The organism is Neptuniibacter sp. QD29_5 (genome assembly GCF_047778125.1).
Taxonomy (GTDB): Bacteria; Pseudomonadota; Gammaproteobacteria; order Pseudomonadales; family Balneatricaceae; genus Neptuniibacter.
This window is the reverse complement of sequence record NZ_CP180556.1, coordinates 749,951-762,647: the sequence shown is the minus strand read 5'-3', so window position 1 is coordinate 762,647 and position 12,697 is coordinate 749,951. Positions and strand designations below refer to the sequence as shown.

14 protein-coding genes are annotated in these 12,697 nt (G+C 43.6%); 4 read left to right on the top strand and 10 right to left on the bottom strand.

The window, feature by feature from the left end:
- Window positions 1-74: 74 nt before the first annotated feature.
- The 10 genes from ACMXYR_RS03405 to ACMXYR_RS03360 form a co-directional block, all read right to left on the bottom strand.
- On the bottom strand, window positions 75-713 hold the full coding sequence (locus ACMXYR_RS03405; protein WP_415890413.1) for a glutathione S-transferase N-terminal domain-containing protein: 639 nt from the start codon (window positions 711-713) through the stop codon (window positions 75-77).
- Between the two features lie 85 nt (window positions 714-798).
- Window positions 799-1,575 carry a cytochrome c1 gene (locus ACMXYR_RS03400; protein WP_415883622.1) on the bottom strand — a complete coding sequence of 259 codons (777 nt, stop codon included), beginning with the start codon at window positions 1,573-1,575 and terminating at the stop codon, window positions 799-801.
- On the bottom strand, window positions 1,575-2,822 hold the full coding sequence (locus ACMXYR_RS03395) for a cytochrome b (protein ID WP_415883621.1): 1,248 nt from the start codon (window positions 2,820-2,822) through the stop codon (window positions 1,575-1,577). The genes ACMXYR_RS03400 and ACMXYR_RS03395 overlap by 1 nt, the downstream gene beginning before the upstream one ends.
- Window positions 2,822-3,424 carry a ubiquinol-cytochrome c reductase iron-sulfur subunit gene (petA, locus tag ACMXYR_RS03390; protein WP_415902912.1) on the bottom strand — a complete coding sequence of 201 codons (603 nt, stop codon included), beginning with the start codon at window positions 3,422-3,424 and terminating at the stop codon, window positions 2,822-2,824. Before petA ends, ACMXYR_RS03395 begins: the two co-directional genes overlap by 1 nt.
- Window positions 3,425-3,693: 269 nt before the next feature.
- The gene (rpsI, locus tag ACMXYR_RS03385) at window positions 3,694-4,086 is read right to left on the bottom strand and encodes a 30S ribosomal protein S9 (protein ID WP_286239726.1); all 393 of its coding nucleotides are present in this window, start codon (window positions 4,084-4,086) and stop codon (window positions 3,694-3,696) included.
- Window positions 4,087-4,100: 14 nt separating this feature from the next.
- Window positions 4,101-4,529 (bottom strand): 50S ribosomal protein L13, encoded by a 429-nt coding sequence (gene rplM / locus ACMXYR_RS03380; protein ID WP_415883619.1) that lies wholly within the window; start codon window positions 4,527-4,529, stop codon window positions 4,101-4,103.
- A gap of 290 nt (window positions 4,530-4,819) precedes the next feature.
- Entirely contained in the window at window positions 4,820-5,932 is a 1,113-nt protein-coding gene (gene zapE / locus ACMXYR_RS03375; RefSeq protein ID WP_415902911.1) for a cell division protein ZapE, read from the bottom strand.
- Window positions 5,933-6,113: 181 nt separating this feature from the next.
- Window positions 6,114-6,824: an LrgB family protein gene (locus tag ACMXYR_RS03370; RefSeq protein WP_415902910.1), complete on the bottom strand. Its 711-nt coding sequence runs from the start codon at window positions 6,822-6,824 to the stop codon at window positions 6,114-6,116.
- A complete protein-coding gene (locus tag ACMXYR_RS03365) occupies window positions 6,817-7,191 on the bottom strand; it encodes a CidA/LrgA family protein (protein ID WP_415902909.1) in 375 nt (124 codons plus the stop codon). The genes ACMXYR_RS03370 and ACMXYR_RS03365 overlap by 8 nt, the downstream gene beginning before the upstream one ends.
- A gap of 2 nt (window positions 7,192-7,193) precedes the next feature.
- Window positions 7,194-7,769, bottom strand: coding sequence for a TMEM165/GDT1 family protein (locus ACMXYR_RS03360; RefSeq protein ID WP_415902908.1), 576 nt, complete (start codon window positions 7,767-7,769; stop codon window positions 7,194-7,196).
- Between the two features lie 193 nt (window positions 7,770-7,962).
- On the opposite strand from ACMXYR_RS03360, the gene galU reads away from it, so the two are divergent.
- The 4 genes from galU (at window position 7,963) to ACMXYR_RS03340 (ending at window position 12,334) form a co-directional block, all read left to right on the top strand.
- Entirely contained in the window at window positions 7,963-8,853 is an 891-nt protein-coding gene (gene galU, locus ACMXYR_RS03355; protein ID WP_415902907.1) for a UTP--glucose-1-phosphate uridylyltransferase GalU, read from the top strand.
- Between the two features lie 180 nt (window positions 8,854-9,033).
- Window positions 9,034-10,674, top strand: a complete 1,641-nt coding sequence (pgi, locus tag ACMXYR_RS03350) for a glucose-6-phosphate isomerase (protein WP_415902906.1) — start codon at window positions 9,034-9,036, stop codon at window positions 10,672-10,674.
- On the top strand, window positions 10,671-11,942 hold the full coding sequence (locus ACMXYR_RS03345) for a nucleotide sugar dehydrogenase (RefSeq protein ID WP_415902905.1): 1,272 nt from the start codon (window positions 10,671-10,673) through the stop codon (window positions 11,940-11,942). Before pgi ends, ACMXYR_RS03345 begins: the two co-directional genes overlap by 4 nt.
- Window positions 11,943-11,953: 11 nt before the next feature.
- Window positions 11,954-12,334 (top strand): VanZ family protein, encoded by a 381-nt coding sequence (locus tag ACMXYR_RS03340; RefSeq protein WP_415902904.1) that lies wholly within the window; start codon window positions 11,954-11,956, stop codon window positions 12,332-12,334.
- Window positions 12,335-12,697: the final 363 nt, after the last annotated feature.

The following is a 12,697-nucleotide window of genomic DNA, read 5'->3' as shown; positions in this document are numbered from 1 at the left end:
CAAACATTTAACAAAATTACGACATAAAAAAAGGGATGAAACATCATCCCTTTTTTAACTTTACTACGAAACAATTAATCGCGCATTTCGCGCTCTGCTTCTGACAAGCTCATTTGGAAAGATTCACGCTCAAATAGGCGTTCCATATACTTAACCAAAGGCTTGCACTGATCTTCTGGAAGATCGATACCCAACAACGGCAAACGCCACAATAGTGGGGCTAAGCAGCAATCAACCAAAGTAAACTCTTCGCTCATAAAGAAAGGCTTATCAGCAAAGATCGGTGAAATCGTAATCAAGCTATCACGCAGCTCTTTACGAACCTCTTCTGCTGTATCTTCATCATCAGCCATCGCAGCTTCAATGATTTTATCCGCAAGATCACACCAGTCACGCTGAATGCGATACATGTATAGTCGGCTTTCAGCACGGGCCACTGGATAAACAGGCAATAGTGGCGGATGAGGGAAGCGCTCATCAAGATATTCCATCATCACATTTGGCTCATAAAGAACCAAATCGCGATCCAACAAAGTTGGCAGGCTATTGTACGGATTCATTGAAGTTAGATCTTCAGGAAGATTACCTTCATCACAATCATGAATCTCTACAGCAACACCCTTTTCTGCCAGGACGATACGAACTCGATGGCTATACTGGTCCTCGCCATTAGAGTAGAAGGACATGGAAGAACGTTTTGCCACAACACCCATTAAGAATACCCCTTATTAGAAACAGATACGCGGCCCCTTAAAAAAGAGGCCGCGTTTTAAAGCTCACGATTATATCGTAAAGCTATTAGTGTACATCTCTCCAGAATTCTTTCTTCAGCGCATACGCAAGGAAGAAGAATAGGAACAAGAAGATCAACACGTAAGTACCGATACGCTGAGAGTCCAACTTAGATGGCTCACCCATGTAAACCATGAAGTTAACTAGATCATATACTAGCGCATCAAACTCTTCTGGAGATAGCTCACCAGTGCCCTTCTTAACAGAAGTACAGCTAGTTAGCGGCTTGTTAGTTAGAGGATCAATACCCTCACCACGCAAACCGTGAGCGTTCATTTCTTCCCAAGAACAGCTTGCAACAACCTCACCCTGAAGTGGGCCAAGTACGTTCGGCATACCAACGTCTTTGAACACTGCGTTGTTCACACCCCATGGACGAGACTCATCAGCGTAGAAACTACGTAGGTAAGTGTACAACCAATCTGGACCACGCAGACGCGCTTCTAGCGTAAGATCTGGTGGAGGGTTACCGAACCACTTACCAGCATCGCCTTTGTCCATAGAGATAGTCATCTGCTCACCCACTTTGTGATCACCAAAGATCAAGTGTTCAGCAACAAGCTCTGGATTCATACCTAGATCTAGTGCAGCACGCTCATAACGCTGATATTCAGCAGAGTGACAGCCCAAGCAGTAGTTTACAAACGTTTGCATACCACGCTGCAAAGATGCTTGGTTATGTAGATCTACATCCATCTCATCAAGGTGGCCTTTAGCACCACCAGCAGCGCTTGCAGCCATCGGCAGCGCCGCCATTACTAATGCAATAAGAAACTTTTTCATTAGCCTGTAACCCTTTCTGGAACCGGTTTAGTTTTTTCCATCTTGGTGTAGAACGGCATCAGGAAGAAGTATGCGAAGTAAAGCGCAGTACAGATCTGAGCCGCTAGCGTACGACCTGGAGTAGATGCAACAACACCCAAGTAACCCAGGATTACGAAGCTTACACAGAAGATAACCAACCACAGCTTACTCATCCAACCTTTGTAACGGATGGATTTAACTGGGCTACGGTCCAACCAAGGAAGCACAAACAAGATCGCAATCGCTGCACCCATCACAACAACACCTGGGAACTGAGAACCTAGGATTGGTGGGATAGCACGTAGCATTGCGTAGAATGGTGTGAAGTACCATACAGGCGCGATATGCTCAGGTGTTTTCAGCGGGTTAGCAGGCTCAAAGTTTGGCGCCTCAATGAAGTAGCCACCACCTTCTGGGAAGAAGAAGACTACTGCACAGAAAACAAATAGGAACACAACCACACCTACAATGTCTTTAACAGAGTAGTAAGGGTGGAATGGGATACCGTCAACAGGTACACCGTTCTCATCTTTGTTATCTTTAATTTCGATACCGTCTGGGTTGTTAGAACCCACTTCGTGTAGCGCGATAATGTGCAGAACAACCAATGCTAATAGAACGATTGGTAGAGCAATTACGTGCAGAGAGAAGAAACGGTTTAGAGTAATACCAGAGATCAGGTAGTCACCACGGATCCATTCAGCTAGTTCTGGACCAACATATGGTACAGCAGCGAATAGAGATACGATTACCTGTGCACCCCAGTAAGACATCTGACCCCATGGCAATAGGTAGCCCATGAAAGCTTCAGCCATAAGCGCTAGGTAGATTGTCATACCGAATAGCCATACTAGCTCACGAGGCTTACGGTAAGAACCGTACATCATGCCACGAAGCATGTGCAGGTAAACAACCACGAAGAATGCAGACGCACCGGTAGAGTGCATATAGCGTAGCAACCAGCCGTATTCAACATCACGCATGATGTATTCGATTGAAGCAAACGCACCTTCAGCAGAAGGATTGTAAGACATGGTTAGCCAGATACCTGTTAGGATCTGGTTAACAAGCACTAGAAGCGCCAATGAACCAAAGAAGTACCAGAAGTTAAAGTTCTTTGGAGCGTAGTATTTAGATAGGTGATCTTCCCACATAGCTGTAGCTGGGAAACGATCATCAATCCAACCCATGATACCTGGGTTACCTTTGTTACGAGAACCAGCCATTATGCAGTCTCCTGATCAATACCTACGATGATCACATTTTCGCTCTCATAGTGATGAGGCGGGATCACAAGGTTACTTGGAGCCGGGGAACCGTTCATTACTCGACCAGAAAGGTCAAAACGAGAACCATGACATGGGCAGTAATAACCGCCAACCCAATCTTCACCCTGACCAGATGTAACACCTACTTCAGGAAGATAAGTTGGAGAACAACCTAGGTGAGTACAAATACCTACCAAAACAGCGATATCTTCACGCAGAGCACGTGCAGGTGTTTTTGGAATGTAATCAGGCTGCTGTGCAGGGTTATCAGATTTTGGATCCTGCAAGTTGCTATCTAGCTTAGCCAGATTAGCCAATGCTTCTTCGCCACGACGAACGATCCACACAGGCTTACCACGCCAGCTAGCGATTACCTGCTGACCTGGTTCCAGTTTACTTACATCCACCTTGACAGGTGCGCCGGCAGTTCTTGCCTTCGCACTCGGCGTCCAGGAAGCTACGAATGGGACAGCTGCTCCTACAGCACCAACCGCACCAACTGCGGATGTAGCACCGATTAGGAGACGGCGCCGACCCTTATTCACGCCATCATTGCTCATTAAGTTATCTCCCCTCAATCGACCTTATTTTATATCTCTGCAGGTGCAAAAATACTCTGGCCGCTAAGAATTTTATAGCTACGGAAATCTGTATCTTAAAAATGGCCCAAATAGTAAAGAAATTACCCCTTTCTTACAAGGTGAATTACTTATTTTTCGCCGTACTTTAGGCCAATGTATTGATATAACGCAGTGCAAAAAAAACGCCCACCCCAATAAAGGGGCAGGCGCTTTTTCTGAATCCAAAATCTTTCGAAAAAGACGTGGAATTAACGCTTGGAGAACTGTGGCTTCTTACGTGCTTTACGTAGACCAACTTTCTTACGTTCAACCATACGAGCGTCACGAGTAACGTAACCTGCTTCACGTAGAGCTGGACGAAGCGTTTCATCAAATTCCATTAGTGCACGAGTGATACCGTGACGAATAGCGCCAGCTTGACCGAAGCCGCCGCCGCCTTTAACAGTAACAACAACGTCGAACGCTTCAAGATTGTTAGTAAGCTCTAGAGGCTGACGAACGATCATGCGTGCAGTTTCACGACCGAAGTATTCTTCGATAGTGCGGTTGTTGATAGTGATAGCACCTGTACCTGGACGCAGGAAAACACGTGCTGTAGAAGTTTTACGACGACCTGTACCGTAATACTGTGTAGTAGACATGATTATCCTTCCCCTTAAACGTTAAGTTCTTTAGGCTGCTGAGCCTGATGCGGATGTTCTGCACCAGCGTAAACTTTCAGCTTCGCATACATAGCGCGACCTAGTGGACCTTTTGGCAGCATGCCTTTAACAGCAAGCTCGATAGTGCGCTCAGGGAAAGTTTCTACCATCTTCTCGAAAGAAGCTTCTTTCAAGCCACCTGGGAAACCAGTGTGGTGGTAGTAAGTTTTATCTTTACGCTTGTTACCAGTAACGCCTACTTTTTCAGCGTTAACAACTACAATGTAGTCACCAGTATCAACGTGTGGAGTGTATTCTGGCTTATGCTTACCACGTAGACGACGTGCAATTTCAGTAGCCAGACGACCCAGAGTTTTACCTTCTGCGTCAACAACGTACCAGTCGCGTTTTACTTCGGCTGGCTTAGCGACGAATGTTTTCATCTGTATAGCCTTTCAACTTTACTCAGATCTCGTTGATTTTATTAATAAAATCGCCCGATCTGACTTATAATTATTTGTTGCTCCAAATTGATTAGAACAACTCTCTTCTGCCCAAAATTTAAGCAAGCCTAAACTTGGGAGCGCGCATTATATATATGCGCATTCCTTACTGCAAGTAAAAACCAGTTAATAACAGGCCAAAATCAGCAACAGCTCAAAACCAGCTTTGCTCCACACCCATATAAAAAATGCGCTATAAAAGCACATCTTTTAAAAACATTATCTACAGCTTAAGCTCTATGCTCTCTAGCCAGATACTCATGCGACTGCATCTCAAGCAAACGACTTTGAGTTCGCTCAATTTCGAACTCCAAACGCCCTTCTGAATAAATTTCATGAATTGGCTTTTCAGCACTGATAATCAACTTAACGCCACTATCATAGAATTCATCGACCATATTGATGAAGCGACGAGCGGCATCATCATTTGAGCGACCCAGCTGCGGAACATTACCCACCATCACAGCATGGAATATTTTACCCAGTTCAATATAGTCGTTCTGAGAGCGAGGACCTTCGCAAAGCTCTTTAAAATCAAACCAAACCACGTCTTCACAGCAACGGCGTGTCTGCATATTACGGCCATTAATATCCAGAACTTCAGCTTCAACCACCTCTTCCAGATCTGGCGCAAGACTTTCGAAGCTGCGATTTAAACTCTTATCTGCCTCAGCATCTAACGGATAGTGGTAAAGCTCTGCCTGCTCTAAAGCACGTAAACGATAGTCAACGCCACCATCCACGTTCACAACTTCTGTGTAGCGATTTAGCATATCAATCGCTGGCAGGAAGCGAGCACGCTGCAAACCATCTTTATATAGCCCATCAGGTACAATATTGGACGTTGCTACTAGAGCAACACCATTCTTAAATAGCTCTTGCAGCAAGCCACCCAAAATCATTGCATCAGTAATATCTGTAACAAAGAACTCATCAAAACAGATAATTCGAGCTTCTTGTGCGTACTTTTTGCCAATCTCAACTAATGGGTTAGCCGTACCATCCAACTCTTTAAGTTCAGCGTGTACACGCTGCATAAAACGGTGGAAGTGGGTACGCATCTTCTGTTCGAACGGAAGACTGTCGTAAAAAGTATCCATCAGGTAAGTCTTACCACGACCTACACCACCCCAGAAGTACAAACCTTTAACAGGCTCTTTCGGCTCCGGTTTTTTCAGCTTACTCTTCAAACGCCCCATTAAACCGACTTTAGGCTCTTCAGCCTTAACCGCTACAAGATCGTCATATAAACGCTGAAGATGCTCAACAGCCATCTCTTGGGCTGGATCATAAGAGAAATCATCGCGTTTGAGGTCTTGCTTGTATCTTTCTAATGGAGTCATGAGATTTGCCAATTTGATCTACTTTTTAACCTGCGCGAACTTTACCGGCGAAAGCATCATTTAGCAAATGCAACATAAGGAGGGGTAGCTAGCATTTCAGTGTCCACTGAAACGGGGCCAGTCCATGGCTAAAAAGTGTAATCCTATTTGCAATTACACCCAGCAACTACTCAAATTGATCTTATAATCCAAACAACGGTACCAACACCGGCAGCATAAACGCAGTAAACGCCCCGGTCATTCCCATAGCCAAACCCCCAAATGCACCCGCAACCATGCCATATTCAAAGGCAAATGCCGTACCCATCGCATGAGCACCAACACCTAAAACAAAGCCTTTTACAGACTCATCTTTAATACCTAGCAGACGGTAAACAAACGGCGCAATTAAGCACCCCATTGCCCCAGTAATAAGAACAAGTCCGGCAGCTAAAGAAGGGAAGCCCCCCATTTTTTCAGCTACCGCAATTGCGATAGGAGAAGTAACCGATTTAGGTGCTAAGGTTAATAGCAACTCATCACTCAACCCAAAAGCTACACCGATGAGAATTGCTGAACTCGCGGCAACAACAGCTCCTACAACACAACCTACCAGTAGAGGCACCAGCAACCGCTTAACAGTCGCTAGGTTATCATATAAGGGCACCGCCAACGCCACCACAGCAGGACCTAATAGTAAGTGAATATACTGCCCACCCTGCATATAAGTCGCATAGTCCGTTTCAGTTAGCTTTAGAACAACAATAATTAGAGAGAGCGATACCAATACAGGATGTAAAAACGGAGTTTTTCCTGCTTTTGCATTTATCCAAGACGCACATAAAAAAACTACTAGCGTCACGACAAGCCAAAGTACTGGAAATGTTTGAAAATGCGACCATAACTCAAGCATCGCCATCTCCTAAATCCTGTTTAGCACCCACCTTTTCCTTCGAAAGCACTTTCAATAAAAAAGCCACAATAAACATGGTTATCAAAGTACTAACAAACAACGAGACCATCAGCTCAAGCCAATAATCGGAAAGCACTCCAAAATAGTTCATCAAACCCACACCTGCAGGCACTAAAAGCAATGGCAGCACTTTCAGCAACCCCTCAGCGGTTACACGCAGCCCTTCTGGTACCTCGCCTCGAATAATCAACCCTACCAGCAACAAAACCATGCCAACCACTGAGCCAGGAATAGGCACACTTGCAGCCGTAACGATGAGCTCCCCAACCAACTGGCATACAAATAAAATAAGAAAACCTTGGATCATATCTACATCACCAATTGTGCTAACTGCCAAAAAGCAACTAAAGCAAAACCAATAAATAAAACACCGGCTGCCCGATGAATCCAAATAATAGACAATCGCTGAAGTAAGAATTGCCCCAACCAAACCCCCAGCAACGTCGTCACCAACAACGCAGATGTTCCCGAAAGCCAAACAATCCATGCATTCTCTACAGCAGATAGTCCCGCTATAGATAACTGCGTTTTATCACCCAATTCAGCTAGAAATATTAATACAAATACAGACAGAAGCAGGTGCCTACCAATATTAAGCTCCCCCTCCTCTTCATCATTTTCAACACGTAAGGACTGAACACCAAAGACCAAAAACAGCGTACCGACCAGCGCAAAGATTGCAGCCTGAGGCATATAAACACTAATGGTTGCGCCAAACAAAACAGCCAACAGATTCAAAACCGAAAACGCAGCCACCGCACCTATTAAGACCGGGACAGGCTTATATCTAGCCGACAAAGTCATGCAAACCAACTGACTTTTATCACCGAATTCAGCAAGAAAAATAAGAAGAAACACCTTAAGAAAAGGCTCAATCAAATCCATATTTAACTCTACGATAAAATAAGACTGAGCATCCTAGCACTAATTATCAACCTTACAACCTAGCAACTTCCGATTCATTAAGCCTAAACAAGTATGAGACTTTCTCGTTCACTCCGCTATATCAATAACTAAAGTCAATAAGCATGTTATTATGCTCTTAAGAGCAATGCTCAAACATAAGGGTCTATTTTCTATGAACAAAATCGTAACAAAAGCTGTAATCCCTGTTGCTGGTCTAGGCACTCGAGTACTTCCCGCAAGTAAAGCGATTCCAAAAGAAATGATGCCCGTTGTAGACAAGCCGGTAATACAGCACGTAATAGAAGAAGCTGTAGCCGCAGGAATTAAAGATATTGTCTTAGTTACTCGATCAGGCAAAGCCGCGATAGAAGATCACTTTGATTGCCATTACGAACTAGAAGCTGAATTAGAACGCAAAGGCAAAACAGCCATCTTAGAATCAGTACAAAACATACTTCCGTCAGATGTATCCATCAGCGCAGTTCGCCAAGATAAAGCGCTAGGATTAGGTCACGCTGTTCTGTGTGCCGCACCAATTATCGGCAGTGAAGACTTTGCAGTATTACTACCCGACATGCTGGTCAATTGTTACGGACTTCCACAAACAGATCTATCAGCCATGGTAGAAACTTATCAAAATACAGGTTGTGGCCAAATCATGGTTGAACCGGTACCAATGGAGCACGTAGATCGCTACGGCGTAGTAGATTGTTCAGGAGTAGCAATCACTGCAGGCCAATCTGCAAATATCTCTCGCATGGTTGAAAAACCACCTGTAGATGAAGCTCCTTCTAACTTAACGATTAACGGTCGTTATATTTTACCTGCACGCATCATGGAACTACTTGAGGATACAAAACCAGGAGCTGGCGGAGAGATCCAATTGACAGATGCCATGGCCGACTACTTGAACGAAGGTAATCTTCAAGCGTTCCATATGAGCGGAAAAACTTACGATTGCGGTAACAAATCGGGTTACTTACAAGCAAATGTTGTTTATGGCCTTCAACACGAAGAAACCGCTAACAACCTGAAAACATTTATTAAAGAGCTTAATCTTTAATATCGCGACTAGAAGCCCCATCTACAGCACTTTACTAGAGAGGCTTACTGCCTCGATATATTTAATGCAAAAAGATACCTCTAGCAGTATAAGTGATATCCAAGGAAGGATTTTACCCAGCATAAAAAGAGCAGGTAATATACTGAATCTAGCGATTAGCTCCAATTTAAGGAACACCTGATGTCTTCAAGAGAATCCGCAGCATGGAATGACCTCCGATCCCATGCTTATTATATGTCTCCATCACATATAAGCACTCTATTCCAACAGGATCCCGATCGCTTCCAACACTTCACCTTTGAACAGAAAGATCTGCTTCTAGATTTATCAAAACAGAGAATAACAAGCGAAACGATATCTTTATTGATCAAACTCGCTGAGGAAAAACAGCTCTCCAAATGGATTACTAAGCTGTTCAAAGGCGATCATGTGAATGATTCTGAAGACAGACCAGCCTTACACACAGCGTTAAGATCACCAGCCCATTACTCTCTTAACCTATCAGGGACAAACATCATTGATGAAGTTCATGACAATTTAAAAAGAATGGAACAACTTGTAACCCGAATTCACTCGGGCCAGTGGCGTGGCTATACGGGTCATTCTATCGATACCGTTGTAAACATTGGTGTAGGCGGTTCTGATTTAGGCCCATTGATGGCATATAAAGCCTTGTCCGAAAACACTCCGCACATAGCACGTAAAATAAAAGTCCATTTTGTATCCTCAATGGATGGCAGTCAGTTGGCCGACCTACTCGACGAATTAAACCCAGCCAGAACACTATTCATTATTTCGTCAAAATCATTCACAACAATAGACACGTTAGCTAATGCCCAAACAGCAAAGGAGTGGCTTAAGAAATCAAGCTACGCAGGCAGTGAAGAAACTCTTGTATCCCGTCATTTCATCGGGGTTTCAGCCAACCCAGGCAAAGTCGCTGAATGGGGCATTCCCAAAAGCAATCAACTCGAGTTTTGGGATTGGACAGGCGGTCGATATTCCATGTGGTCAACCATTGGACTCCCGATCGCCTTAAAATTAGGTATGGCAGGATTCAAAGATCTACACGCCGGGGCACATGAAATGGATGAACATTTCAAAAATGCCCCATTGGAAGAAAACCTTCCTGTCCTTCTTGCTATGACCGGTATCTGGAACATCAACTTCCAAAACATTAACGCCCATGCCATCCTTCCTTATGACGGAAGATTAAGCCATATTCCAGCTTATCTTGAACAACTTGAAATGGAGAGCAATGGCAAATCCGTTGATCGGCAGGGCAATAGCGTAAACTACAAGACCTGCCCTATTTTATGGGGGGAAGTTGGAACAAATGCTCAGCACGCTTTTTATCAACTGCTTCACCAAGGCACCGAAGCAGTTATGTGTGACTTTATAGTCTCCACCAGAAGATATCACGACACCGATAATTCCGAACTTCAACATCAACATCAGTTAAATTTAGCAAACTGCTTAGCTCAATCTAGAATACTAGCTCTTGGTGATTCAGTGATCGAAGACGCTGAAAATGCCCCCGCTTATAAGCGATATAAAGGGAACCAACCATGCACAACTATTATGCTGGATGAACTGACACCATTTAGTTTTGGGCAACTGATTGCTCTCTATGAACATAAGGTTTTTGTTCAATCCGTCATCTGGAATATCAATCCATTTGATCAATGGGGTGTCGAACTAGGCAAAAAAGTAGCCACTTCCTTACTAAGTGCTTTCGATGCCAAAAGCGATACACCTAAATTCGACAGTTCAACCGACGGTTTGATAAAGAGAATCGCAGCCAAAGGAGAAGCTAAATGAAGATTACCATTTGGGGTAACGAACTCCTTGCATGGACCGCAGCAGCTGCACTAGCTGAAAGCGGCAACCATATTCTCTTAGTCACCAATGAACATGAAGCGCCTAACGAGCAAGATTTGGAGTTCAAAGTTAGTAATGAACCAGGGCTTGAACAGCTAATTTTGGATTCTCAATCTAACGGCCGACTCATAATTGGATCACGAGCTGAAGGCATTACACATGCTTCAAACCATATTTTGGCATTAAGCCCTGATCAGTTTAAAACAGCCGAACGGCTTATCAAATACATCAGTCAGCATCATTCATCTAACGCTTTAATCATCAACCAATCCAATTTTGGTGTTGGCAGCTCAGATAAATTACAAAATCAGTTAGACGAAAATAATAATCAGGTAATTTGCTATATACCTGACATGCTATCTGAAGGCTCAGCCCTACAAGATTACAAATGGCCACAAACCATCATCTTAGGCTGTTCTAACGATTGGGCCATACTAAACATCAAAGCCTTAATGCGTCCATTTAGCCAAGCAGTAAAACAATGGAAAGTCATATCACCGAAAGAAGCTGAATTCACAAAATTCGCCAATACTGGAATGCTTGCGCTGCGCTTGGGATATATTAATGAACTCGCAAACCTTGCTGATCAACTGGAAGTTGATATTGAAGTCATTCGAGAAGCTATGATCACTGACCCTCGCATTGGCCCACATTATCTACACCCGGGATGCGGATTCGGCGGCCTGCATTTTCAACAGTATATCGAAGGGCTGTCAGAATTAATGACGGAAGCAAGAAATTCAAAACTGCTGGATACAGTATTGATTGAGAACGAAAAACAAAAAGAACAGCCATTCCGCAAATTATGGCGCCACTATTCTTGTGACCTTAGAGATAAAACCGTAACAATTTGGGGGCTTTCATTTAAACCAGGTACTGCCAGTATTGATAACGCTCCCAGCTTAAAAGTAATCGACACACTGCTCGCGCAAGGCTGTAAAGTTCACATACACGACCCAGAAGCGATGAACAATATCTTTGAACATTTTGGTGAACAAGAAAAAATTGAGCACTTTGAGAACAACTATGAGGCCGTCAAAGGCAGCGATGGGCTAGTGCTTCTAACTGAATGGCCCGAATATTGGTCACCTGATTACAGCAGGCTACTCGACTTAATGAATCAGCCACTAATCATTGATGGCAGGAACATCTTTGATAAAAAAATGCTGCAGAACTTAGGTTTTACCTACTATGGTGTCGGAAGATAAGGTCCTAATAAATGAATAATGCATTTACCCAAAAATACAAAAACTGGATCTGGATAGCCTTCCTACTTGCAGTAGCAGCGTTGGTCTATGGGATATTTCGCCCAACACCTCCAGAAAGGATCTTTGAGAATTCAGATAAAGTAGGCCACTTTATCGCATTCTTAAGCGTATCACTGCTTGGCCGCTTAGCCCTCTACAAAATACCTAGTCTCACTTACTGGAGCTCTTGGTTTGTACTTGCCTGCTCACTGGAGTTCCTTCAAGAAATACTTCAACCTCTGCGTCACTTTTCAGCAGCCGATGCTTTTGCCAACACTATTGGGGTATTTATCGCGATGCTTCTCAGCCTCACACTGACCAAAAAAGCACAGCAAACAACATCAACCAAATGAAATACTGCAACCGACCTAGCTTATATCTGCATCCAACCCTCAGTTTTACTAGCAACTTTCTCTTTCCCTTTAACCCCCCCCTTTTGTCTATCCTATTTACCAGATGCCCTTTTGTTAACATCAATACACTTCAGCCTTTTCACCCAAGTTATTCACCAACCCGCAATACTATCATTAGTCAACAACAGAAAAACGAAACGAGGTTTGCGTACATTTAAAACGAAGTCATTGATTAAAAATTTAGCAAACTATATCCACATTACACAAATTAAGCCTATAAAACAGTCATACAGCGTCAAATCGACATCAGACCGAGCAAAAAATTAGGAATTTTTCTTATATATTTACGTGTTTCATATACTT